Below are 25,507 nucleotides of genomic sequence, written 5' to 3'. Positions count from 1 at the left end.
TAAAAATGAATAATATATTAATAACTTAACTTGGTTATACCTTTTTAACCCCATTGTTATCCACAGAAATTGTGGACAAAATTACTCTTTTATTCAACTCTTTTTAACTATACTATTAATAAACCAAAGTGGTTAAATAAAAGGGCTTTTAATGTCTAAACAAACGTTACAACTTCACAGCACTGAATTTACAATTCATAGCCTTGATGTTGATAGCCCTATCCCGACGGAATTATTTAAACAAACGCTGTTTTTCATTGCTAAAACGTATGACGAACTATCGATTGTGTGTCCTAGTGATTTTGCAATAAACAGCCTTGATGCCGAGCATCATTGGTTAGCTCTTGAAGTTGTTGGGCCACTAGGGTTTTCACTAACGGGGATCATGGCTAATATCTCTGGTGTATTAGCTCGTGCCAATATTTCTATTTTTGCCATCTCAACGTATGACACCGATTATGTGTTAGTGAAAAAACAGGCCATAAAAGATGCTATAAAGTCGCTTAAAAAAGACGGCTATACTGTCATTGACGATTCACTCTAAAAATGCAAAATAACGATATAACCTATCTGCCACAGCAGCAAATACAAACTAATACCCTGGCTATTAGCAGTCCCTTTAGTGGTAAAGTGCTTCCTTTAAGTGAACATCCTGAGCCTTTTTTTAGCTATGGCACGCTTGGGCCTGGTATTATGGTTGAGCTAACGAGTCACAAAATATTATCCCCATTTGATGGTATCTTATTACAGGTAAAAAATGCGGGATGTGAGTTCATTCTGCAAGCAAAAAATGGTCTCAAAGTGTTGATCAATTTACATCTTGATAAGCAACTTGATATTCACCATACCCATATTGCTCAGCTCAATGGCAGTAAAATAGCAAAAGGTCAACGGCTTGCTTACTTTGATTTGCGTGATTTAAACACCCCGTTACTTGCAAGTTTAATTTTGTTAAACGGCCATCAATTAAAACCTATGTATTTTTCTTTATCCCATGTAACTGCTGGGAATGACACTCTTTTAACTTTAACTAAGAAGTAAATAATATGACCATACTTTACGGTATCAATAATTGCGATACGATAAAAAAAGCAAAAAAATACTTAACCGACAGAAACATAGATTTCACTTTTCATGACTACCGTAAAGATGGTGTAAACCTGGAGATGATCACAGAGTTTGCAGCGCACATTGATTGGCAAGATTTAGTGAATAAACGTGGCACAACATATCGCCAATTATCTGATGAACAAAAGCAAAATCTAGACAAAGAGACTGCTCTCAGTTTATTAGTGGAGCAGCCTGCAATGATCAAACGCCCTGTTATGATCCATGATCAAAGCTATCATTTAGGCTTTAAACCCGCTCAATTTGACGAGATTTTTAGCCTATGAAAAACCCTGTCATTGAACTTGCCCAAGCACTTATTCAACGTCGCTCTATCACTCCTGAAGATGCAGGCTGCCAAGCAATGATGAATGAACGATTAGCAGCACTTGGCTTTAATATTGAATCACTGTTTTTTACCGATACGCTAAATACGTGGGCAAGAAAAGGACAACAGTCACCTCACTTTTGTTTTGCTGGCCATACTGATGTTGTACCTACAGGGCCTGAGCAAAGCTGGCAACATCCACCTTTTTCAGGGCTAGTAGAAAATGGCATGTTGCATGGTCGCGGCGCTGCTGACATGAAAGGGTCTTTGGCTGCGATGATTGTAGCTACTGAACGGTTTGTAGCTAAGCACCCTGATCATAAAGGCTCTATTTCATTTTTGATCACCTCCGATGAAGAAGGCCCGTTTATCAATGGCACCACTAAAGTAATTGATACCCTTGAACAGCGTGGCGAAAAAATAGATATGTGTTTAGTCGGTGAGCCTTCTTCTCGCAACATGTTAGGCGATGTGGTTAAAAACGGCCGCCGTGGTTCTTTGACCTGCTTTTTGAAGGTTAAAGGTGTACAAGGGCATGTCGCATACCCGCATCTTGCTAAGAACCCGATCCATTTGGCAGCGCCTGCGCTTAGCGAACTTAGTCAAACTCAATGGGATAATGGTAACGCATTTTTTCCGGCAACCAGTTTTCAAGTATCTAATATTAATGGCGGTACTGGAGCTGGCAACGTGATCCCTGGCGAACTCGAGATCCAATTTAATTTTAGGTTCAGTACAGAAGTTACACATCAGCAATTGCAGCAACGTGTTAATACTATATTACAAGACTATGATTTTGATTATGAGCTAAATTGGATCGTGAATGGCCAGCCATTTATTACCGAAGGCGGCCCATTAATAGAGGCCACTGTTGCAGCTATAAAATCAGTAACAGGCCTTGATACTGCACTTGAAACCTCGGGAGGCACATCAGATGGCCGTTTTATAGCGCAGACAGGCGCTAAAGTAATAGAACTTGGACCTCGTAATGAAACCATTCATAAAGTAGATGAATGTGTAAGCACCGATGACCTAATCGAATTGTGTGATATTTATGAACAAATATTGGAGAAGCTATTAGTATGACCACCTTATCACTAAGCCCGTTACAATTATCTGTATGCGCAACGGGTTGCAGTGACGCACATTTGGTTGATTTTGCTAATCACCGTATTCATGTCGGTATAGTTGATGACTTTATAGCATTGCAAAACGCGGCAAAACAAGCTGGCTTTGAGCTTGCAATAGCCTCTAGCTTTAGAGATTTTGAGCGACAAAGTTCAATTTGGAATGCTAAATTCTCGGGTACTCGTCCTGTACTGGATAAAAACCAACAGCCCGTTGATTTATCAACGTTATCTGAACTCGATATTTGCCATGCAATATTACTCTATAGTGCATTGCCCGGCGCGAGCCGACACCATTTTGGTACTGATGTTGATATATTTGATCAAGCAGCCATTGAGCAAGACTATAAATTACAACTTGAGCCACACGAATATGAACATGCGGGTCCATTTTCAGCAATGACAGCTTGGCTTAACGATAACCTTGCTAAGTATGGTTTTTTCCGCCCTTATGAGAAAAACTTAGGCGGGGTAGCACCTGAACCTTGGCACATCAGTCATATTCAGCAATCACATATTATGTGTGAAGCAATCAATATCGAGGTGCTTAGTAAGCAAATTCAGCAAAGTGATATACTGGGTAAGCAAACCATTTTGACCCACCTACCCGAATTATATGAACGCTATGTTACTAATGTGTCGGCGCCGACTTAGCCATCAGAAAAACCAATACAGCGCCAAGGATCACGGCGCTGGCTATAACAAATTGCACCGTTAACGCCTCATCTAAAAATATCATACCTGCAATAGCCGCCAAGACAGGCACGCATAATTGCACCACTGCTGCCTGACTGCTTTTTAATAATGGAAGAGCAATATACCAAATACTATAACCGAGCCCTGACGCCACAGAGCCTGAAACACACGCAAGTAAAACTCCTTGCCAACTTATTTGAGATACCGCCATAAACCCTAAAATCATCAATACAGGTAAGGCTACAATGCTTCTAGCAAAATTATAACTTGTCGCTTTTAAAGGCGCCGTACAGCTTTTACCACGAATACTATAAACTCCCCAAGCAATACCACTCAAGGTCATTAATAACGCCGGCAACAATGATGGCACCGCGGCGGATGGCATCATTAAATAAACAAAACCTGCAAGCGCCACAAAAAACGCTAACCACTGTACCATTGAAAAACGCTCTTTGTTGAAGATACCCCACCCTATCATGGTCAATTGCACCGCCGAGAATAATATTAAAGCACCCGTTCCCGTATCTAATTCAACATAGGCAATAGAAAAGCACAGCGCATAAACAAGCAAACTCACACCACTTCGCCAACTCCCTCGCTCTTGGGTAATATCCGTGCTGTTAATTACCAAACCTTTTTGTTGTATTAATAATATAATTCCTAAACACACCGCACCACTGAATAAACGTATCGACGTAAAGTTCCATGGATCAATAGCCCCCTCAGCTAATGCCATCCGTGCTAGTAAAGAGTTACCTGCAAAGGCAACAAGCGCAAGCACTGTATATATTATTGCTTTCAAATCTATTCCTTATTACCTGGCTTTTTTGACTTTGAGCTGTGAAACAAGCTATAGCAGGGTATCAGTTTTCATAAGACCCATATAGGCTAATATCAATTGATACTACGAATTTTTACATTGTTTATCATCAACCGTTAATAAGACTATGCTAATCTATATTAAAAGCATAAAGGAGTGACGTGTGAAGCACCGTTTTATTGTTGGGTTGGGTTTAATATTAACGAGTCTCAGCGGCTGTAGTACAGTGGGCTTTGGTGATCTTTTCACTGATTATGCAACACAAATAAACCCAGTACGCCAAGCAATACGTGTAAATGATGTTACCCAAGCTCAACAACTTTTACCCAATAATTCGCAATCGCATAGCAACTATTTGCTCAATCAATTAGAGCTTGGGCGTTTAAATGATTTAAACAATCAAAATAGCAAAGCACAAACAGATTACGAAACTGTGTATCAGCAAATGGAAAACATTCGCCAAGCAGCCAAAGTGCAATTATCTAGCGGTCTAGAACAAAGTAATGCATTACTAACCAACGACTCTGTGATTGCCTATGAGCCAGCGCCTTATGAAATGAGTATGCTACACAGCTATAAAGCACTTAACTATGTGTTTAATAATGATATAGAAGGTGCACTGGTTGAAGTACGCCGAGCTAACAAAGTACAAATTGATGCTTTAGCACAAAACCAAGGTGAAATTGATGCCACAGTTAAGGAAGCGCAAAAACATTATCCGAGTATGGATGAGATAATTAAGAACGTAAAAAATGGCTACCAAAATGCCTTTACGTTTTATTTATCCGCACTACTTTATCAAAGTAACAAACAATACGATGATGCTTACATAGATTATAAAAAAGCATTGGAAATAAACCCGGACAACCGTTACTTACAGCAAGGTGTCATGCGTTTAGCAAAACAACAAGGCTTTGAGCAAGATTTAGAACAATTTATCAAGCGTTTTGGTCAACCTAAGCAAGCAACTAGCAATGGCGAGGTAGTTGTAATTATTGAGCAAGGGTTGGTGCCTCAAAAAGATGAATTTGTATTACGTTTACCCATTTACACCTCTCGAGGTGACGCACGCTTTTACAGTTTAGCGATGCCAGTTTATAAAGACAGTGCGTTTGTGCCTGCGATTGAGCAAATAAAGATTGCCAGTCAAAATGTATCACTTAGCCCTTTGGTGCGTATAGAGGCGTTAGCAGCTAAAACATTACAAGAGCAAACGCCTGCACGTGTTACACGCCAGGTTTTACGCTTAGTTGCAAAAGAAAAAGTACGAGCTGAACTTGCCAGAAGTGGTGGTGATGTTGGGAATATCTTAGCAAATATCTATAACTTAGCATCTGAGCAAGCTGATACCCGAAGCTGGTTAACTTTACCAAATCAAATAAGTGTTGCACGTACGGATATTACAGCAGGAACCCATACACTAAACATTGGTAACAATCACCCAGATATAAACTTTGAAGTTAGTAAGCAAGGGTTAACGTTGATTTACCTAACCTCTATTAATAATTACTTTAACTCTCATGTAGTGCAACTTTAGGAGCGGCCATGAAAATTTTAATTCCAATACTCGCGGTATGTATACTTGCAGGATGTTCCAGCAGACCAACAACATCAGGTGTTGCAGTGGAGCAATCAAGTGCACAATATCAGCAACAGTTAAAAGTAAACAACCCTGAGCTTGGAAAAAAATTAGCCATTACAGACGTTAAGACGCGACAGACAAATCAACTAACTGATGTTGTTGTTACATTGTCGAGTCAATATAAAAAATCTCAGTATTTACAATATCAATTTACATGGTACGACAATGATGGCTTTGTAATAAAAGGGAATCATTCTCCTTGGCAGGCACTTACATTGTTTGGTTTTGCCAATATACAATTGCCGGGGCTTGCACCTACTTCTGACGCCGTTACTTTTTCGCTCGCGGTACGTGAAGTTTCCACCGAAGCACAAGAATTTGAAGATTAAGGAAATAAACATGAATACAATTCATCAAAAAACGACTTTTAATAAGCTGTCAGGGTTTGCTTTAGTAGGTTTAAGTGTGCTCACTTTAGCCGGTTGTGCTAATAAAGCAGTCGTCAGTTACGGCGATGCACAAGCAGTTGAAACCACGGATATCAATTTTGGTTCTACTGATTTACAAAAAGTAGCAACACAAATGACAGATTCACTACTTTCATCCCCTGTAGTAGGGACTATGACAGCTAACAGTCGCCCTATCGTATTTGTCGAACGTATAAAAAACAAAACCAGTGAGCATATAGATACTGAATCAATTACTGACTCTATCTCGACTCAGCTTTTACGCAGCGGTAAGTTCCGTTTTGTTGATATGGGCCGTGTCGAAGCAATACGTGAGCAATTAAATTTTCAAAACGTAGACGCACTGGTTGATCCATCTACTGCGGTTGCATTTGGACAACAAGTGGGTGCGCAGTACATGCTTTATGGCAACTTATCGAGCATTGTTAAATCTAACGAAGATAAAGCTGATGTGTATTATAAGTTCACAATGCGTTTAATGGATCTAAAAAGTGGTTTAGTTGAATGGGCCGATGAAACTGAAATACGTAAAACGCGTGAAAAATCAACCTTTGGCTGGTAATAGCTAAGGAGAAAACCATGAAAAAATCAGGGTTAGTTCTGTGTACAACACTGTTATTTACTGCGCCGAGTTTTGCAGCGTATGAGCGAAACAAAGCAGTGCCAGTGCAACAGGTGTTATTTGGCGAGGTAAGATCAGTACGCAATATCACCGAACAAGAGTTGGTACAAGATAAAGCAAATGGCTGGAAAACCTTTGGCGGTGCTTTGCTCGGCGGTGTTATTGGAAATCAATTTGGTGGCGGTAGCGGACGCACCGCTGCCACTATCTTAGGTTCGGTGATTGGTGGAAGCGTTGCCCACAATAAACAACAAACCAGTCATTATAATGAATACCATTTAGTTGAGTTGATGATAAAAGTCGAAAACGGTGAGCAATTTATGGTGGTACAAGACGTAGACAGTCATATGCGCTTTAATACTGGCGATGATGTTCGTTTGGTCTATCTATCTGATAACACAGTTAGAGTTGATAAATCCTATTAGGGTGATAGTAAAAGCGAGCACTGACTGCTCGCTTTTATGTTTGTAAATCAAGTTTGTCGATAATGAGTAAAAAAACGATGCATCTTGCCCATTGCCGATTTTAAGTCATCTTTGTTGGGTAAAAAAACCAATCTAAAGTGATCTGGATTAGGCCAGTTAAATGCCCTACCATGAACCAATAATATTTTCTCTGCTTTAAGTAAATCTAAAATCATCTTTTCATCATTTTTGATATTAAAGCGTTCCGTATCTACTTTTGCAAACGCATAAAGCGCACCTTGTGGTTTCGCACACGTTATACCCTCAATTGCATTTAAGCCATGCCATGCAATGTCTCGTTGCTCGTATAAACGCCCTCCAGGGTTTATTAGGCTATCTATAGATTGCACCCCACCCAGTGCTTGTTGAATAGCATATTGGGCCGGCACGTTAGCGCATAACCGCATAGAAGCCAAAATATTTAGGCCTTTACTTAGATCGTCCATCAAATCAATACGACCACTTAGCACCATCCAACCCATGCGTAAGCCTGCTGCACGATATGTTTTGGCTAAGCCGTTAAATGTAATTATTGGCACATCATCACACAAAGCACCTATAGAGCTATGACTTACCCCATCGTACAAAATCTTTTCGTAAATTTCGTCACTCAACAGCAATAGCTTATGCTCTCTAGCAACATCAATAAGCTGCTGTAACAAATCATCAGTATAAACCGCCCCTGTTGGGTTGTTTGGATTTATAAGTACAAGCGCCTTTGTTTTTGAGGTGATTTTACTGCGTATATCTGCAATATCAGGAAACCAGTCTTGTTCTTCATCACACAAATAATGTACTGGGTTTCCACCAGCCAACTTTACTGATGCTGTCCAAAGTGGGTAATCCGGAGCAGGTATGAGCACTTCATCATCATTATTTAACAATGCTTGTGTGGTCATTTGGATAAGTTCACTGACGCCATTACCGATGTAAATGTTATCTACTTCTAAGTTATATAAGCCGCGTTGTTGGTAGTGCTGATAAATAGCCACACGGGCTGAGTAGAGGCCTTTAGAATCACAATAACCTTGGGCTGAGTATAAATTACGAATAATATCGCGATGCATATCTTCTGGCATATCAAAACCAAATGCCGCTGGATTACCAATATTTAATTTTAATACTTTTTGGCCTTCATCTTCCATTTTACGTGCTTGTACTAAAACAGGCCCGCGAATGTCATAACAAACACCTTCTAATTTGTGACTCTTTTTAATTTGTGACATTTCTACCTCTACTAGTGAATACCTAGATTAACCTAATAGAGGATCAAAATGCTAGCGTGTGTTGTCCTTTGTGAATTGAAATTTGTTCAACCTAAGTAGTTTTTATAAAACGAATCTTTTAGCGTGTAGATAACCAATCGGTTAAGGCTTGTTTAGAGCCTTCAACTTGCTCATCCAGCAACTTTGAAGCCGTAATTGCTTGCTCTTGCTGACCATTCGTAAGGCTTTGCTCTATCTCTCTTGCTACATCAGACAAACTTGTTGCCCCAAACTGAGATGCATTCGATTTTAAGCTGTGCGCATGACGAATAGATGCTTCTAAATCTTTCCCAATAGTGACTAACACTTCTGCGGCTAAACGTTCAAATTCAGCGCAACAAAAGGTCAATGTATCGCTAAATTGCTCACCAAGTAATGACTCCATACTCTGTAGTGCACTCTCATCAATAACGACTGTATTCATTTTATTTCCTTTTTATTCTGTGTACTATCATGCACATTTTAATTACTTTAACTTTCTTTAGAAAAAAATCCACTTTATCGATATATTAAGCGTATAATTACAGTGTTTTCAAACTAATTGTTATAATAATAGATTATTTTTATGTCTCGCACCGTATGTGATAAATGCCAATATAGTGCCGTAACTTGTCTTTGTGATGATCTGGTTACAGTGCAAAACCAACTTAACATTATTATCTTGCAGCATCCAAGTGAATTAAAAATAACTAAAAATACAGCAAAGCTACTTAATTTATGTCTGAAACGCTGCACTCTTGTACAAGGTGAAAGTGATAAAGATTTTAAAATTTTAGACACACTACCAGTAACCACAACAGCCTTACTTTACCCCGATCACGATGCAATCTTGCTCGATAAAATAAACTCTCATACTAAACTATTTTGTGAACAACTCACTCATTTAGTGGTCTTGGATGGCACTTGGAAAAAAGCATTTAAAATAATGCAATTAACACCCAAACTAAACGAGTTTAAAAAAGTGAGCTTTGCCACTGTTCCTGCTAATAGATATAGGATTCGTAAAGCACCTAGAGCTGATAGTTTATCGAGTTTAGAAGCCGTTGCACATAGCCTGATGTTGATAGAGCAATGTGAACCTGCCTCCTTATATCAAGTTTTAGATGCACTCAATGATAAACAAACACAATTTATGCCAGAGCATGTAAAAACACGTTATTTAAACCCATGATCTACACCAATCGATTAAAACGCGGCTTTTACCGGCAAGGGCCTGATTACCGTTTTGATGACCAAGTTGACTTCAGCGATATTAAAAACACTTTTGGTTTTCGCACTATGGTTGTTGGAAAATGGGTCACTAAAGAAGAGCGTTATATCAGCGCAAATTTGATTTATGATGCATTAGCGGATTTAGCACAAATATTACAGCTACCACCTAATGCCATTGGACTTAGAGGTAAATTAAACTTTGCTTTTGGTCATGGCGGGCAACAGCATGTTCAGGCTCATTATAATAGTACAACACAAACGTTAGCCCTCGCTAAAAACGCTGGCGGAGGTGCACTTGCCCATGAGTGGTTTCATGCCTTTGATCATCATATAACACGCCACCTATACCCTGATTTCAGCTCTCATTTCTTTGCTTCCAAGTTATGGCTTAAAGAGCCTATTAACAACAGCCATCCGCTCAACAGTGCTCTCAATGAATTTTACAAGAACGTATTTTTAAGCCGTGACACATTGCAAACAAATGACTACGTTAAGCGCTCAATGTTAATCGATGAACAACAAAAATCATTTTATATGAGCATGCCTGAAGAGCTAGCAGCGCGTTGCTTTGAAGCATGTATTGCGAGTGATAAGAAAATAACTAATCTATTTTTGGTTGATAACTTAGCAAATTCAGAGCTAGTTTATCCAGATGCTGAACACATCCTACAAAGCAAACAAGCACTCGACGATTATTTTCATGGTTTAGGCGCGTTATTAATTCGCTAAATCAATTCAGCTGGTATATATCGACCTTAGTGTGCGTTTGTAAGTTATTTTCAAGCCATGCAAGGTAATCAGTAAATGCTAATGGCCGGGAAAAATAATAACCTTGGCCAATTTCGCAACCAAAGCTTTTGAGTCGTTTTAAACTTTGTATGTCTTCTATGCCTTCTGCGACCACATAAGAACCCAAGCTTTTAGCAATATCACACGTTGCACGACAGATTGTTTGGTCATTTTTAGAGTACTCAATATTCATCACGAATTGCTTATCTATTTTTATTTCGTCAAAACCCATTTTACTCAAATAAGCTAATGAAGAATAACCAGTGCCAAAATCATCAATCGCAATTTTTAGCCCTATCAATCTGTAATCATTTAAAGCTGTTTTTATGTTTACACCATCATTTAATGTTGCTGACTCAGTCAGCTCAAGCATCACATTTGCGGCATTTATTTGATACTCATTTAAAAGCGTTAAAAATAATACCGGTAACTCTTTACGCAATAAATCTTTGGCCGATATGTTGATGGAAATAATATGATCCGGGTAAATAGCCTGTACTTCTTTTTGATATGCTAAAGCTTGCTCAACCACCCACTCTGTCAGTTCAAAAATCATTCCTGAAGATTCCGCAATGGGAATGAATTGATCTGGTGGCACATGCCCTAATGTAGGATGATGCCAACGTAATAAAGCTTCTGCGCCGTGAAGGTTACCTGTAGTTAAACAAATTTGTGGTTGAAAAAATAATCTTAATTGATTTTCTTCAATGGCTTCTTTTAAGGAGGATGCAACTTCTAGGCGGTATTGCGACAAACTTGAGTTTTGCGCATCATACATATGCCAACGCTCACCATGAAGCGGTTTTACGCTCAATGCTTGCAAGCCGCGTTGAATTAACTGCTCCGCATTTACAGCATGTAGCGGGTAATTTGCCACTCCTATGTCAACTTTATTCACAAAATGGTTGCTGTTATGGCTAATTCCTTCGGCAAATACCGCCATCGTAACGCATACAAACTGCTCTATTTGGCTCAACTCCAATTTCCCGTTAGCCACAAATGCATATGTACTATCATCAAGCCGCGCTATATAGTGACTTTTAAGTTCTGTCGCTTCTATTTTTTCTGCATTTATTACACTCAACTGATGGGCTAATTTAGCCATTGTTATTTTTATCTGCTCATTCGCATGTTCATAACCAAAGTTAGCGCGGGCGTCTAACAATATAGCAGGCTGAAATAAAATAATTGAATGCGACTGGGATAACTTTACCTTACTTTGAAGACAATTTAGTAGCAGCTTTTTATTGGGCAGTGCAGTTTCATCATCATGTAACAGATTATAATTGTATTGCAAAATACGTAATCTATCTTGAATTAATACTGTACCGATAAACACGCAGGTATTTAATACTATAAAGATATCGTTTAGTAAATGTAACGATTGCTGCAGCATCAAAGTTAACTGCCACACAACCGCTTGAACAATGATCACATACCAAGCAAGAAAATAGCTGCCACTACAAGAAGGTTGAGTTTCTTTCCATTGCATGTATAAATATATCAGAATGGCTGATTCAGTAATAAAGCTTGCCATCAATAGATAAATAGCAAAGTCATACGGTAAGATAATCGCGATAACACTCAACCCAAAAACAGTCAGCAATATCAGTGGCAGTCTTACTCTTGCGATGATAATTTCTCTTCGCCCATAGCTCGAGCGCATAAGAAACATACATGCAAAACCAAGTGCAGCAATGAAGCTTGCAGCACTAACCTTCACAGCAAAGCTGATAGGAACCGTTGCATCAATAAATATGAATACATCTTTACTTGCTAGCATGCCAACCAGTAAACACAATAAGTATGCGAATAAATAAACAAACTTAATACGTCGTGATAAAAAATAAAATGCACAACTGATTGCCATAGCAACTAAAAGTAAAACTGTTAGGGCTAAGATAGTAAACAACTGCTGCTCAACGAGCTTATAAAACACCTGCTCAGGGACTATGTTAATAGCCAATTGACTACTGCGGCTATGTTTAAGATAAACCGCTGCCCAACTTTGATTCGAGCCTGATTTTAACACGCTATGTGGAATTATTTTATCAAGATAAGCAGCATGACGGTGAGAGACTGAATTTAATAATGCAAAATCACTATCTAATAAATAATACTCAACAGTATCAATTTGTGCACCATCAAGGTATAAAAATATGGTCGTGCTTGTTACTCAACTCGTTTAGCTCAAACAGCAACCAATAACCTTGCTGGGGGGGCAAATTAAATGATGTGACATCTTTAAATTCAGCAGTGCGAATTAACTGTTCAAATGGCGGAAGTGTATCAGACAAAGTATCACTGCGAAGCACAGCTGCATTTTCAACAACAGATGCAAGCACACGTGGGCTAACAACACTGCCAAATAACAGTACAGCCAGAATAAAAACCTTAAACAACGTGTTTATATACCTCACTCTCACTCCATGTGTCGATTGAGCTATACTAAAGTATGGAAGGAATATTTATAAATGCCAGTACAAAACTGTAATCTGTGCCCCAAAAACAAAAAAAGCCTGATTTCAGGCTCTTTTAATTTCTTTTTGTAATATGACTTTTATTCGTTTTTATCGTCGCTAATCCGACTTGCTACCGCGCTATTTTGATCTTTATACTTTGCATCTTTACGAATGTTATACGGGTTAGCGGCAGGACCTGACATCGTCTCAAAACTCATCGCCCCAATTTTCATCATAGGTCTAAGTGCCAACGGTAATTTCCCTGAATTGTAAAACTCCAACACAATATTACCGGACCAACCGGGATCAATTCGATGTGCTGTCACATGCACCATTAATCCTAAACGCGCTAGTGATGAACGCCCATCGAGCCACCCTACTACATCAGCGGGTAAAGTAACTTTCTCGTGAGTGATAGCTAAAGCAAGTTCACCTGGGTGTAAAAAGAATGCTTGCTCTTGATCAAGCACAATTTCATCACTCATTATCGATTCCATTGCTTTATTAAGCTGATCTTTGGGCCCGCTTAAATCAACATACGCGGCTGTGTGATCTTGAAAAACACGAAACTTATTTCCCAAACGTAAATCAACTGTCACGCCTGAAATCATCTCATCACTTGGGCTTGGCTCTATAATAATGCGTTGCTGTGCAATGTATTCTTTAATATGGGTATCTGATAATCTCATTATTTTAATCGTCCGTAATCACAATCTCTAACGGATTCTGATGGGGTTGTTGATAATAAAGCTGGCTTGCTATTAAACGCGCGGCACCGGCATAAGTACTGCTGATAGCCGCCTCGTTGTCATTGGCAATTAATTTGCCTCGCTCTGAATATTCTCGAATATCTATCGCCAGTGGAATGTGTGAAAGTACAGGTACGCCATGACGCTGCGCGAGTTTAACCGCACCGTCTTTACCAAACACATGATTTGGCTCGCCACAATGCGTACATATAAAGTGGCTCATATTTTCTATTAAGCCAAGCACCGGAACATTTACCTTGTTAAACATGGCTATGCCCTTTTGTGCATCGGCAAGTGCTAAGTCTTGTGGGGTAGTAACAATAACTGTACCGCTTGAGGGCACTTTTTGGCTCATAGTGAGTTGGATATCGCCAGTACCTGGTGGCATGTCCACGATTAGGTAATCTAGCTCACCCCAGAGAGTTTCGTTCAATAACTGGGTTAATGCGCCGGATGCCATAGGTCCACGCCACACGGTGGCATCATCACTGGGCACTAAAAAACCTATAGACTGAGCTTTAATTCCATTAGCATCAAATGGGTATAAGTGCTTATCATCTTTTGCTTTGGGCGTAGCGCCAGCTAATCCAAGCAACATAGGGATTGATGGACCATAAATATCCGCATCTAAAATACCTACTTTAGCACCCTCTTGCTGTAATGCACCGGCTAGATTAACCGCAGTTGTAGATTTACCAACGCCACCTTTGCCTGATGCCACTAATACAATGTGTTTTATTTTTTTGAATTTATACTGTGCAGGTAACGCAACTGTTGCACTAATTTCCACGGGTTGTTTTAGTTGCTCACTGACAAACGCCGCTAAAGCGTTCATTTCTGAGCGGGCAGCAAACGGTAAAATCAGTTCAATAATTAAAGATTTATCATTTTTACCGTGGATATATTTAATAAACTGCTCATCAATACCTACTGCAAATGCAGCACTGCGATAAGCGGCTAAGGCAGCAATTATCGGTTGTTTTTGCACCGATTTAGAAGAGAATAGTTTTGACAGTCCAAACATAGCAATAAAATAGCGTTTCTTTGATGAAAATTGCCTCGGAATTATGTAACATTCAGGGCATTAACACCAGTCAATTAATAAATATCGGCTAGTCTTGTACGCTCGCGTTACAGTTTAGTGATAAAAATTATGATTTTCATCCGTTCCTTTACCGGAACCGTCAATTCGGAATGATTATGGCACAGCGAAAGATCCTTATAACCAGCGCATTACCTTATGCCAATGGTCCAACTCATTTAGGCCATTTATTGGAATACATTCAAACTGATATTTGGTCACGTTTTCAAAAACTACAAGGTCACGAAACATATTACGTTTGTGCCGACGATGCCCACGGCACGCCAATTATGCTCAATGCGCAAAAACAAGGGATCACGCCGGAAGAAATGGTAAAAAACGTTAGCATAGAGCGTCAACGTGATTTTGCTGATTTTAATATCAAGTTTGATAACTACCACAGCACTCACAGCCAAGAAAACAAAGAGTTTAGCGAATTAATTTATAATCGTTTAAATGCAGCAGGTCACATCAAAAAGCACACTATCTCTCAGTTGTTCGACCCTGAAAAAGGCATTTTCTTACCAGACCGTTTTGTCACAGGAACGTGCCCTACGTGTAAGTCTGAAGATCAAAATGGCGACAGCTGTGATGCATGCGGTGCAACATATAGCCCGACTGAACTAATTAACCCTCGCTCAGTTATGTCAGGTGCTGAGCCTGTATTAAAAGATTCTGAACATTATTTCTTCGACTTACCCGCCTTTGAAGGCATGTTAAAAGAGTGGCTACACTCAGGCACAATTCAGCAAGAAATGGCAAACAAACTTGATGAATGGTTTGCTGATGGCCTACAACAATGGGATATTAGTCGCGATGCCCCTTACTTTGGTTTTGAAATACCCGGTGCGCCAGGTAAATACTTTTATGTATGGCTAGATGCACCAATCGGTTATATGGCCAGCTTTAAAAACTTATGTGATACCAAAGGAATTGATTTTGATGCATTTTGGGCTGAAGGCTCAGATGCAGAGCTTTATCATTTTATTGGTAAAGATATCATCTACTTCCATAGCCTATTTTGGCCTGCAATGCTGGAAGGCGCGAACTTTAGAAAGCCTACAAACGTATTTGCCCACGGTTTTGTTACCGTAAATGGCGCCAAAATGTCTAAATCAAAAGGCACTTTTATCAAGGCGCGTACTTACTTAGATAACTTAGATCCTGAGTTTTTACGTTATTACTACGCAGCTAAACTTAACAGCGGTATTACCGATCTTGATTTAAATCTAGAGGATTTTGCTCAACGTGTTAACTCTGACCTAGTTGGTAAAGTGGTTAATATTGCAAGCCGTTGCGCAGGGTTCATTACTAAAAAGTTTGACGGCAAGCTAAGCGACACCATTATGCAGCCTGAACTACTTACCGAGTTCCAAGCCGCCGCTGACGGTATTGCACAGCATTATGAAAACCGTGAATACAGCCGCGCAATTCGTGAAATAATGGCTCTTGCCGACAAAGCTAACCAGTTCATCGATACTGCTGCACCATGGGTATTAATTAAAGATGAAGCAAAGCAGGAAGAAGCACATCAAGTCTGTTCATTAGGCCTTAACTTATTCCGCATATTAATGACTTACTTAAAACCGGTGCTTCCGGGAATGGCAGCTAACGTTGAAGCTTTCTTAAATAATGAGCTTACTTGGCAAGGCACACAAACTGCGTTGATTAATCATGCAATCAATAAATTTAAACCGTTAATGCAACGTGTAGAAATGGATAAAGTAAACAAAATGGTTGAAGAATCAAAAGAAAGCTTACTCGCTGAAAAAGATAAAATAGATCCAAATAGCCCACTTGCAAAAGAGCCTATTGCAGATGAAATCGAATTCGATGATTTTGCCAAAGTAGACTTACGTGTAGCTAAAATTGCTAAAGCAGAACATGTTGAAGGTGCTGATAAACTTCTTAAACTAACACTTGATTTAGGTGGCGAAACACGCCAAGTATTTGCCGGGATTAAATCAGCTTATGCGCCAGAAGATATTGAAGGCAAACTGACAGTGATGGTGGCAAATCTTAAACCTCGCAAGATGCGTTTCGGTATGTCAGAAGGCATGGTTTTAGCAGCAGGACCTGGCGGAAAAGAAATTTATATTCTCAACCCGGATGACGGTTCAGAGCCTGGCATGCGTGTAATGTAATTCGATGGTATGACTACAGACAGCCGCTTTTTATAGCGGCTTTTTTATTACTATTTTTGTTGTGGCAAAATTAATTTAATCTAAATTCCTTAATCGCGCGTATAAGCCTACTAACTATTACAAAGCCGCTTATTCTACCAAGGAAAAATCATGTTTTCATTCTTCAAACCTGATCCGTTAAAAAAATTGAATAAAGACTACAGCATAAAACTAGAGCAAGCGATGCATGCCCAAAGAAACGGTGATATTCGACGCTACGCTGAGCTTACACACCAAGCTGAAAAAATCTTGGAACAAATCCAAGCATTAGATACAGCTTAAAGGTTAGTTCATTTTTGGATCAGAACGTTTAACCGCTTTACCGTCGGCAAAGTTAGCAACTTCAGTGACTATTGCACCTTCTTTACCTGCCATTTGCCAATGTTTAGATAATACCTGCTGTAAATTAGTAAAGGAGCCAGGCACGCCCTCAATAATATGTTTGGCTTCAACTTTACCATCCCAATGTATGTGTGGAATTTCAACCTGGGGGAATTCAGACAAGTTGTTCTCGCCAACACCGGCAATATAACTCTTACCCCAGCGCACCAGCCAGCCTTCACGCTTAGCGGCTGTTTCTTCGCCATCTACATGCCAATGCTCGGCAAGCATTTGATTAGGTAATAAGAAGATATCTAGCAGCATGTACAAGTTTTTCTGGTTATTCTCATAAGTGATCCCAGAAAGTCCAACTTCTGCAAAACGCCCCGCGTTATAATCCATTACCCATAAATCATCACGGATACCTTCATATATAGGGTATTGATGGTATTTCATTAAAGCAATAATTGCATCTTTCGCTTTTTCTTGAGCAAACTCACCTTCGCTATTGTAAAAATAAGCATTTTCAAATTTTATCGAGTTTAATTTTTTATCTGATGTTGGTTCATGTGCCAAAACTTGAGAGACGAACAGTAATGCAGTGACTATACATGCAGTCATTATTTTCATTTAATCTTCCTTATATAGCATTGCCAGAATGATGCATCGCCCAATATTCAACCAATAGTTAATGTAACACATCACGCTAATTGTAAGACAAAGAACAAGTAAAAAAAAGACAAAATATGAAAAACGAGTTGAAAAACAAATAAAATTGGTTAACAACATATTTTGCGAAGGTGATCTATTCAATATTATTATTTATTAATGAGTCCGCTTTTAAATAGAGTCAATAGACTTGCCACTCTTTTTATTGATAAAAACATTGATGTTTTTATCAATAAAAACAATGAAAAGCTCATTTACTCAGTTTCCTATCCATGAGTTTACAGGCAACAAACCAAATTAAACCAAAGTGTATTACCAATACCTAAAACCACACTTCCAAATCAGAGCTATTTGTATTACAATAAAATGGTATTTATAGCTTGATTACAAATCGAGTTACTGGAAGCCTCAATATGAGTGCCTTCTTTACGAGCCTTTACTTAAGTAAATAGCATTAAGCTCATACCCTTAGGTATCACTAATTAGTTGACTAAATACTGAGAACTTAAATATGTCTAAAAAAATTGCACTAATCACTGGCGCTACCGGTGGTATCGGTTTCCAAGTAGCTAAACGCCTTGGTGAAGATGGTTATACAGTGGTACTTAACGGTATCGAAGATGAAGTGGGCGCTAAGCGTGTTGAAGAACTAACAGCTGCGGGCATTGAAGCTGAATATTATGGTTTTGATGTAACGAATGATGAAGCAGTAACTGAAAACGTTACAGCAATTGGTAACAAATATGGCCAAATTGACGTTGTGATCAACAACGCGGGTGGTCTAGGTGGTCGCAGCCCTATTGAAGGCATGACAACTGAGTTTTTCCGCTTCGTAATGGCGCTTAACCTTGACAGCGCATTTTTTGTGTCTCGTGCAGCTATACCATTTATGAAAAAAACAGAAGGTGGTTCAATCATTAACTACACTTCAAATGCAGCATGGAATGCAGGCGGCCCTGGTGCTGGTATCTATGGCACTTCAAAAGCTGCTGTGCATACATTAACACGTGCATTAGCAAAAGAGCTTGCACCTGCAGGTATCCGTGTAAATGCAGTATCACCAGGTACTATTGACACTCCTTTCCACGCTCAAATTAAAGAAACCAAGCCAGAAGTTTTCGCTTCTTGGAAAGACAGCATCATGCTAGGTCGTCTTGGTCAACCGGAAGATGTTGCTGGTGTAATTTCGTTTTTAGTAAGTAAAGATGCTGCATTTATTACTGCTGAAACCATCCAAATCGGTGGCGGACAAGCGCTAGGTATTTAATTCATTCCTTTATCAATGAATAAACAGCACTGATTTAGCCCGTCAATTAGTTGTTTTTATACATTGCTATTGGTTGAAAATTAAAAGTCGTTGTAAGCTCAGCTTACAGCGACTTTTTCTTATGTCGCGTACTCTATCTAATTTAATTCTTTTAGAAAGCGATTTTTACGAGGTAAATAATAATTATCATAATCTAACGACGAAATAACGCACTTTGCTTTACCAAGTAGTTCTGCTCTGGGAACAAGACCATTCACGCGAGAATCTGCACTATGCTCCCTGTTATCACCCATTGCTAAGTAAGACCCTTTAGGAATAATGATAGTATCAAATGATTGTATTTTTGAAACATACTTCTACACGCGTATTTTATGTTTTATACCCAGCAAATTTTATATAGATTTTTCACACTCATCTCCGTTTATTAAGTAACATATTAATGGACTCGACTCTATTTAAATCAATTCACTGGAATTTGTAACAAAGAATGAATGTTAAAGATGTAAACTGAGCTCAATACCAGCCATTTGTACTAGTGATTTTTGTTCAAATTTAAATAATACTTATTGGAAACAATATAATAAAAAAATGTATATGGAAATTGCTCAAGACCTTTCAACACCATCAAACAAAGCTAAATTCTTCTTAAATTTATTACCGGGAAAAATAATTGATATTCAATTTACCAACCCTTTATCGTTTAGGTTTAAGCTGACATTAATTGGTTATGAAACAGGTAAATATCTGATATTAAAATATCCAAAGCAAGCTAAACTAAATGAATATTCAGATATACTCAAAGAAGGCAATGGCGCGATTGTCCGTTATATTGTTGAAGGAGAACGTGGTGAATGTGTTGCTTTTGCCACCACAATTTTAGCAATATCGGTGAGACCGGAAAAATTACTCTATCTCACCTACCCTAAGCAAATTGAGAGTAGGCAGCTCAGGGAAGTTAACCGATTGCAAACACATATCCCAGCAAAAATCAGTATCAATAAAGACCAACATTTTGACAGTGAAAACTTATTACAAGGTGTCATTATTGATATCTCCGCCACTGGCTGTCGCTTTACCGTGCATGTTAACTCAGGCTTTTTAGCTCTGAAAAAACGCCGGGTTTTTGTTCATTTACTCTCGCCAATAGATAGTAAAGCAGTCATGATAAGTGCGCATGTACGTAATAATCAAATGCAAGGTAACCGGCTCAATGTTGGAATTGAGTTCGCAGACCAAGAACGCGAAAAAATGCAATCGCTGCTGGAAGCGTATGCAATAGATATTAATTGACCAGTCACTGGTCAATAGTAAACAGTTCATATAACAGGTTATATTTTCTGGAGTAAAGTTATTGTGCAGTTAATTCCCCCGCAGGAAAGTCACCTTGTACAAATGCTAAACTGGTTTGAAAGTAAGAAAGCGCTTCGAGAGTGGGCTGGGCCAGATTTTAGATTCCCGTTTGATATAGCGTCATTTACCGACGACTTGCAACTGAATACTTTGAACTCATTAGTGTTGATCTCAACTGAGGGTGAATTTTTAGGGTTTGGGCAATTTTACCTGCGTGTAACAAGGTGCCATCTGGCTCGGCTAGTAGTTAACCCAAGGCTTCGAGGTAAAGGATATGCCCCGATTCTTATTGAGCAATTATGTGAAATAGCTCATAAAAAGCTAAAATTAGAAGAGTATTCTTTATTCGTTTTCGCAGATAATCAAAGCGCGATTAAATCTTATACTCGGTGTGGCTTTGCAGTTGCAAATTATCCTGGTGAAATACCATTAACTAATTGTTTATACATGGTAAGAACATAACTCAGAAACACACCCAGACAAGAAACTAATTACTCTATTTCACTATAAATCAGTTCAATATTAATAATTTTGCTGCGGTTAAGCGTTATTTTGTAGCGCTGATGTCTAACCTGATCCCTGTTTTGGTACACCACAACAACATTCAATTGATACCTGCGTTCAACACTCTGCTTAGAGATTTTACTATTATCAAGATGGTAAAGCTTGCCCTCACCTTTTTTCAGATAACGAGTAAAGGGTGCAAGGCTAAACCTTAGAGTTTGTTGCAGTGTGTCATAGCCGGGTAAGAACTCTTTAGCCCCAACTCGCGTTTCACTAGCAAAATGAAACCATTGTGCAGCGAGCTTATTTTGCTGGCGGCGCTTAGAAAATATATTACGTACACTTTCAGGGATTTTTTTAAACCGAGTATATTCAAGCCAAATGAATTGCGTTGCAACTTTATCTTTCGTCACACTGTTACGAAATTGAAAGCGCCATTTCGGCCGCCCTTTTACAATAGTCCGCCAAATAACTCGCGTTATATCTTCTTTAAAAATCTCACGCATGCCATAAATAGCCCCTAAAATAACAATCAATGTGGCTGTTACTTCGGTAAAACTGCTTCGTGCATTCAGTACAACTAGCATTACCAATGCCATTATAACTGCTGTCACACTTCCTTTTACCAATCGCTTTAAATAGCTATTCAAATAACGCGTATGACGATTAAGAACCACTCCGTGTTCTATAAGGCGCTGTAGTAAACGCATTTTATTAGTAATACGGTTTGCATCTTTTAAGGTTGAGTCAGAATTATATTGCTGCTCTTGCCGATATGCTTGCTCACTTTTACAAAAGTTCAATAAGTCCCCACGTTCTTTTGCGTGGTCACTGCTTCTTGGCCCTTCATCAAGTAACCTTAAAAACGACTGCTCAATTTGCCAACTTAAATAATTGTCTGCATTAGTATAAAAAAGAAATTAACTTTTCGTTATCGGGTGTATAGCGGCGAAGTTTCTTTAGCAGCCCTTGACTTAGCTCTGATAATTCAATTGCACGTTGATAAAACTCATCCGTATCCTCAATTTTCAGTGCATCTTTAACATCTGTATCGATGGCTAAGCGAACTTGATAACAGTAAAGGTTTAAGTTTTGTCGATAATCTTGCTGTTCGCCTTTATTCTTACTTACAAAACGGCTTCTTACTAAAGGTAAGTGAATATTGTTCGCGTTATAAGCTAGATGGGATTTAAAGTGATTATTAAAGTATGCTTCTTCACTGAGCGTTTGTGGATTTATACCCATTTCATTTGGGATGGAAAAATACAGGTCAATGCGTTGTTCTGAGCGTGGGCTTAGTTCTGGTTCGATAATAAAGGATAAGTTCTCATCCTGTTTTAACAATCAATTCTCCTAAAAATTTATTTGATAATAAGTTTACTGCCACATTTAAAATTGTTCAACAAAAAAGGCCTAGTAAACTAGGCCTTAAGAAAAATAAATATTTTTACTGATTAGAACTTAACGTTAACACCAGCGAAGAAACGACGGCCAAGTACATCGTATGTGTACGGGTCTGTATTTGAATCGTTGTTACCTGTGTAGTAAGGAGGCTGCTTGTCAAACAAGTTATTAACACCAGCTGATAAAGATACAGTCTCGTTAACTAAATATGAGCCACTAATGTCATGGTAAATAACTGACGGCGTAGTAGGTGCGTAACAGCTTGCAGGATCATCAATACATGCAAAGCTATCCATACCTGAGATATATCGAGCCTGGTACTGCGCATCCCAATTATCACCAGCAACATTCAGTGTAAAGTTCGACTTAACTTCAGCATAACCACCTGAGCCTGATGTGATGACACCTGTGTAGTCAGTTGGTTCGCCCGTAACTTGTGTAACATATTCATCAAGATACGTTGTATCAAGTCCAGCTTTCCAATTTAAACCTGCGGCTTCAAAACTATACGCAAGGTTTAAATCATAACCTGATGTTTTCTCTGAACCAATGTTTTGTAATTGGTTATTGAAAATAATACGTCCAGTACTATCAATTGTTGCAGATGCAGATTGACATAAAGCCGTGCCAGCATTTGCAGCGTTATTTACACATTGATCTACAATGTATTGACTATCAACTGTCACAATTGCATTTTCAATTTCAATGTCATAGTAATCTAATGTCATTGAGAAGCCTTCAAACCACTCTGGCTCATATACGATACCAGCAGTTAGCGTATCTGCTTCTTCAGGTGTTAATTGATCATTACCACCTACAGTTACTTCTGCTTGGCTTTGAGCACCTGGGTATGTAACATTCTCAAACGAAGGTGAATTACCAGAGTATAGCTCTGAAACAGTTGGAGCACGGAATGCTGTTGAAACAACGCTACGGAACATTAGTTCATCATTAGCTTTCCAAGTTAAACCAAGTTTCCACGTTTCATCAGAACCAAATGTGCTGTAATCAAACGCACGAATTGCAGCGCTTAATTCGACGTTTTGAGCAAATGGTGCATCAGCTAGTAATGGAATTGCAAATTCTACATATGCTTCATTTACATCAAAACCACCTGATGTAGGTTCAACTGGAGGATCGTTCGCTAAACCTTGTGCAGTCAATGAATCAGGCGTGTACCATGCTTTTTCTTGACGACGTTCAACACCGGCTGCAAATGCAGCATAGCCCGCAGGAAGCTCAAACATTTCACCAGATACAGAGGCTGCTAAAATAAATAATTGGCTACCACCATTATTTACTTCAGTATAAACATTTTTACGGAAGTCTTCTGATGTCCACGCAGCTTGATCTAACGGGTTGAATGTACCTTCAGTGATTTGATCTTGAATAGCGCCCATATTATGAAGGTTGCTTAGTTTATCCACTGAATCGTTACGACCGAAGTTAGCTGACACATCCCAAGAATAATCACCGACAAAACCTTCAGCACCAATTACAGCACGAACCGTATCAACAGATTGTTCAAAATAACGAGCACCTGTATCAGACATACGACGGCCATAGAAAATATCATCACCATATGCATAGTTTGCGCTTTCAGTAATGTAGTCGCCATTTGAGTCACGATCTGCAATACCATTACCGTCACGGTCAACTTTACTGTTATATGTTTGCCCTAATAAAGAGTCACCCATCGCTTCATTGTATTCAAAACCAAACCATACTGGTTGTGCAGCCATTTGCTGCTCTGACCAACGTTTAGTGTAAGTAAATTCAGTAAAAAGATTAGTATCATCATTTAATTCATATGTAGCGATACCTGTTAGGTTTAAACGCTCCATTGGCGTGTAAAGGTAGCTAGCTGGGGCAAAGTTATAACGATCTGAATCAGTAAATGGGTGAAGACCACCTTGACCACTTAAGCCATTATCACCAATAGCAAGACCTGATGTAATTGGATTACCATCAGCATCAACTATTTGACCGTCGGCATTTATATCACCAATAAGGCTGTCTTGCCAAATGTGACCGCCTTCAGAGTAAACAGAACCGCCATTACAGTTTAGGCCATTTGCATCTTCAGCAATTGGACAGCTTGAGAAGTCACGATCAGACTGTTTTGCCTTACCACGGTCAGTATATTGCATACCGATTACGATGTTACCTTTATCGAAAGACGTGCCAACAGTAAAATCGATAGAATTTTCTGATGCGTCGCCTTCACCGGTGATAGCAGCATTTACATTCATATCAAGGCCTTCAAAATCATCTTTTAAGATGATATTTACAACACCTGCTACAGCATCAGTGCCGTAGACAGCAGATGCACCATCTTTTAGGACTTCTACAGATTTAATCATTGATACAGGGATGGTATTAAGGTCAACAGTTGACGCAGCACCAGTGCCCGATGCAATCATACGGCGGCCATTTACAAGCACTAATGTCCGATTAGAGCCTAAACCACGTAAATCAATTGACGCATTACCGCCAGAACCATTATTGATACCTGGGTTAGTCATCGCACCGCCAGTGGCAGTCATTTTTTGTAATACGCCATCGATGCTTGTTGCACCCATTGCTTTAATGTCGTCTGCACCTATAAGAGTAACTGGGCTTGCGTTTTCCATGTCTGAACGCTTAATACGAGAACCCGTTACCTGGATTTTTTCAATAGATTGTGCTGCTTCGTCTGCAGCTATAACACTTGTTGAGAACATAGGAATTGCTGAAATAACAGCTAAACCAAGAATTGATTTTTTCATGTGAAACCCTACTTGTTGGAAAAAGTACCTTATTCAGGTAGTGCTCGTTTTTGTTAGAATGACGAGTCAACGGCGGGCAACTTAGGCTGAATTAACTGAACGAAAACTGAATGAAAGAACACTATATAACCACTCGCATTTATTAGGATCTAAAAAAGAAACAAACGTTAATTGATGTTTCAGTGTTAACACTATAAAACTTATAAAAATCAATAAAGTAAGAGCATTAAATCACATAAAAAACATGAATGAAATCAAACACTCTGACTT

General features: G+C 39.0%; 25 protein-coding genes and 2 pseudogenes. 16 read left to right on the top strand and 11 right to left on the bottom strand.

Going from position 1 to position 25,507, the window contains the following annotated elements:
• Nucleotides 1-151 precede the first annotated feature (151 nt).
• Genes ACU8V8_RS06865 through ACU8V8_RS06845 form a run of 5 tightly spaced genes read left to right on the top strand, consistent with a single transcriptional unit; the run spans nt 152 to nt 3,216 of the window.
• Nucleotides 152-544 (top strand): ACT domain-containing protein, encoded by a 393-nt coding sequence (locus tag ACU8V8_RS06865; RefSeq protein ID WP_446889245.1) that lies wholly within the window; start codon nt 152-154, stop codon nt 542-544.
• A 2-nt stretch (nt 545-546) separates the two neighbouring features.
• Nucleotides 547-1,041: a PTS glucose transporter subunit IIA gene (locus ACU8V8_RS06860; protein WP_446889244.1), complete on the top strand. Its 495-nt coding sequence runs from the start codon at nt 547-549 to the stop codon at nt 1,039-1,041.
• Nucleotides 1,042-1,046: 5 nt separating this feature from the next.
• A complete protein-coding gene (locus ACU8V8_RS06855; RefSeq protein ID WP_446889243.1) occupies nt 1,047-1,394 on the top strand; it encodes an ArsC family reductase in 348 nt (115 codons plus the stop codon).
• Entirely contained in the window at nt 1,391-2,521 is a 1,131-nt protein-coding gene (dapE, locus tag ACU8V8_RS06850) for a succinyl-diaminopimelate desuccinylase (RefSeq protein ID WP_446889242.1), read from the top strand. The genes ACU8V8_RS06855 and dapE overlap by 4 nt, the downstream gene beginning before the upstream one ends.
• On the top strand, nt 2,518-3,216 hold the full coding sequence (locus ACU8V8_RS06845) for a M15 family metallopeptidase (RefSeq protein WP_446889241.1): 699 nt from the start codon (nt 2,518-2,520) through the stop codon (nt 3,214-3,216). The genes dapE and ACU8V8_RS06845 overlap by 4 nt, the downstream gene beginning before the upstream one ends.
• Here ACU8V8_RS06845 and ACU8V8_RS06840 read toward each other — a convergent pair.
• Complete coding sequence (locus tag ACU8V8_RS06840) at nt 3,194-4,060, bottom strand: DMT family transporter (RefSeq protein ID WP_446889240.1); 867 nt, start codon at nt 4,058-4,060, stop codon at nt 3,194-3,196. The genes ACU8V8_RS06845 and ACU8V8_RS06840 overlap by 23 nt on opposite strands.
• Nucleotides 4,061-4,241: 181 nt before the next feature.
• Here ACU8V8_RS06840 and ACU8V8_RS06835 point away from each other — a divergent pair, with 181 nt between their 5' ends.
• From ACU8V8_RS06835 to ACU8V8_RS06820, 4 genes are read left to right on the top strand one after another with little or no spacing between them, the layout of a single operon-like run.
• Complete coding sequence (locus tag ACU8V8_RS06835; RefSeq protein WP_446889239.1) at nt 4,242-5,615, top strand: COG3014 family protein; 1,374 nt, start codon at nt 4,242-4,244, stop codon at nt 5,613-5,615.
• Between the two features lie 8 nt (nt 5,616-5,623).
• Entirely contained in the window at nt 5,624-6,049 is a 426-nt protein-coding gene (locus ACU8V8_RS06830; protein WP_446889238.1) for a YcfL family protein, read from the top strand.
• A 10-nt stretch (nt 6,050-6,059) separates the two neighbouring features.
• Nucleotides 6,060-6,689, top strand: a complete 630-nt coding sequence (gene lpoB / locus ACU8V8_RS06825; protein WP_446889237.1) for a penicillin-binding protein activator LpoB — start codon at nt 6,060-6,062, stop codon at nt 6,687-6,689.
• Nucleotides 6,690-6,706: 17 nt separating this feature from the next.
• A complete protein-coding gene (locus ACU8V8_RS06820; protein ID WP_446889236.1) occupies nt 6,707-7,174 on the top strand; it encodes a glycine zipper 2TM domain-containing protein in 468 nt (155 codons plus the stop codon).
• 47 nt (nt 7,175-7,221) lie between these two features.
• On the opposite strand, the gene ACU8V8_RS06815 is transcribed toward ACU8V8_RS06820, so the two are convergent.
• Nucleotides 7,222-8,439 carry a pyridoxal phosphate-dependent aminotransferase gene (locus ACU8V8_RS06815; RefSeq protein ID WP_446889235.1) on the bottom strand — a complete coding sequence of 406 codons (1,218 nt, stop codon included), beginning with the start codon at nt 8,437-8,439 and terminating at the stop codon, nt 7,222-7,224.
• A gap of 118 nt (nt 8,440-8,557) precedes the next feature.
• The gene (locus ACU8V8_RS06810) at nt 8,558-8,902 is read right to left on the bottom strand and encodes an Hpt domain-containing protein (protein ID WP_446889234.1); all 345 of its coding nucleotides are present in this window, start codon (nt 8,900-8,902) and stop codon (nt 8,558-8,560) included.
• Nucleotides 8,903-9,043: 141 nt separating this feature from the next.
• Between ACU8V8_RS06810 and ACU8V8_RS06805 the strand changes: the two genes are divergently transcribed.
• Both ACU8V8_RS06805 and ACU8V8_RS06800 read left to right on the top strand, forming a co-directional pair.
• Nucleotides 9,044-9,649, top strand: coding sequence for a tRNA-uridine aminocarboxypropyltransferase (locus tag ACU8V8_RS06805; protein WP_446889233.1), 606 nt, complete (start codon nt 9,044-9,046; stop codon nt 9,647-9,649).
• A complete protein-coding gene (locus ACU8V8_RS06800; RefSeq protein ID WP_446889232.1) occupies nt 9,646-10,419 on the top strand; it encodes a CLCA_X family protein in 774 nt (257 codons plus the stop codon). Before ACU8V8_RS06805 ends, ACU8V8_RS06800 begins: the two co-directional genes overlap by 4 nt.
• Nucleotide 10,420: 1 nt before the next feature.
• Here the strand turns inward: ACU8V8_RS06800 and ACU8V8_RS06795 are convergent, their stop codons facing one another.
• The 4 genes from ACU8V8_RS06795 to apbC form a co-directional block, all read right to left on the bottom strand.
• Complete coding sequence (locus ACU8V8_RS06795) at nt 10,421-12,445, bottom strand: putative bifunctional diguanylate cyclase/phosphodiesterase (RefSeq protein ID WP_446889231.1); 2,025 nt, start codon at nt 12,443-12,445, stop codon at nt 10,421-10,423.
• Between the two features lie 178 nt (nt 12,446-12,623).
• A complete protein-coding gene (locus ACU8V8_RS06790) occupies nt 12,624-12,899 on the bottom strand; it encodes a hypothetical protein (protein WP_446889230.1) in 276 nt (91 codons plus the stop codon).
• Nucleotides 12,900-13,039: 140 nt separating this feature from the next.
• Entirely contained in the window at nt 13,040-13,630 is a 591-nt protein-coding gene (gene dcd / locus ACU8V8_RS06785; RefSeq protein WP_446889229.1) for a dCTP deaminase, read from the bottom strand.
• A 4-nt stretch (nt 13,631-13,634) separates the two neighbouring features.
• Complete coding sequence (gene apbC / locus ACU8V8_RS06780) at nt 13,635-14,714, bottom strand: iron-sulfur cluster carrier protein ApbC (RefSeq protein WP_446889228.1); 1,080 nt, start codon at nt 14,712-14,714, stop codon at nt 13,635-13,637.
• Between the two features lie 176 nt (nt 14,715-14,890).
• Between apbC and metG the strand changes: the two genes are divergently transcribed.
• On the top strand, nt 14,891-16,915 hold the full coding sequence (gene metG / locus ACU8V8_RS06775) for a methionine--tRNA ligase (RefSeq protein WP_446889227.1): 2,025 nt from the start codon (nt 14,891-14,893) through the stop codon (nt 16,913-16,915).
• Nucleotides 16,916-17,065: 150 nt separating this feature from the next.
• Nucleotides 17,066-17,236 carry a DUF6435 family protein gene (locus tag ACU8V8_RS06770; RefSeq protein WP_446889226.1) on the top strand — a complete coding sequence of 57 codons (171 nt, stop codon included), beginning with the start codon at nt 17,066-17,068 and terminating at the stop codon, nt 17,234-17,236.
• A gap of 3 nt (nt 17,237-17,239) precedes the next feature.
• Here the strand turns inward: ACU8V8_RS06770 and ACU8V8_RS06765 are convergent, their stop codons facing one another.
• Nucleotides 17,240-17,905, bottom strand: a complete 666-nt coding sequence (locus tag ACU8V8_RS06765; protein WP_446889225.1) for a hypothetical protein — start codon at nt 17,903-17,905, stop codon at nt 17,240-17,242.
• Nucleotides 17,906-18,455: 550 nt separating this feature from the next.
• On the opposite strand from ACU8V8_RS06765, the gene ACU8V8_RS06760 reads away from it, so the two are divergent.
• Nucleotides 18,456-19,211 (top strand): SDR family NAD(P)-dependent oxidoreductase, encoded by a 756-nt coding sequence (locus tag ACU8V8_RS06760; RefSeq protein ID WP_256826188.1) that lies wholly within the window; start codon nt 18,456-18,458, stop codon nt 19,209-19,211.
• A 137-nt stretch (nt 19,212-19,348) separates the two neighbouring features.
• Here ACU8V8_RS06760 and lepB read toward each other — a convergent pair.
• A pseudogene (gene lepB / locus ACU8V8_RS06755) lies at nt 19,349-19,603 on the bottom strand (signal peptidase I); the annotation flags it as partial.
• A gap of 202 nt (nt 19,604-19,805) precedes the next feature.
• On the opposite strand from lepB, the gene ACU8V8_RS06750 reads away from it, so the two are divergent.
• Both ACU8V8_RS06750 and ACU8V8_RS06745 read left to right on the top strand, forming a co-directional pair.
• A complete protein-coding gene (locus ACU8V8_RS06750; protein WP_446889224.1) occupies nt 19,806-20,501 on the top strand; it encodes a flagellar brake domain-containing protein in 696 nt (231 codons plus the stop codon).
• 63 nt (nt 20,502-20,564) lie between these two features.
• A complete protein-coding gene (locus tag ACU8V8_RS06745; protein ID WP_446889223.1) occupies nt 20,565-21,023 on the top strand; it encodes a GNAT family N-acetyltransferase in 459 nt (152 codons plus the stop codon).
• A 29-nt stretch (nt 21,024-21,052) separates the two neighbouring features.
• Here the strand turns inward: ACU8V8_RS06745 and ACU8V8_RS06740 are convergent.
• Together ACU8V8_RS06740 and ACU8V8_RS06735 are read right to left on the bottom strand one after the other, a co-directional pair.
• A pseudogene (locus ACU8V8_RS06740) lies at nt 21,053-22,409 on the bottom strand (hypothetical protein).
• Nucleotides 22,410-22,519: 110 nt separating this feature from the next.
• Nucleotides 22,520-25,237, bottom strand: a complete 2,718-nt coding sequence (locus ACU8V8_RS06735) for a TonB-dependent receptor (protein WP_087534507.1) — start codon at nt 25,235-25,237, stop codon at nt 22,520-22,522.
• Nucleotides 25,238-25,507: the final 270 nt, after the last annotated feature.

It is taken from the genome of Pseudoalteromonas sp. SaAl2, assembly GCF_052947895.1.
The sequence above is the reverse complement of the archived record's forward strand: the minus strand, read 5'-3'. Positions and strand labels throughout refer to the sequence as shown.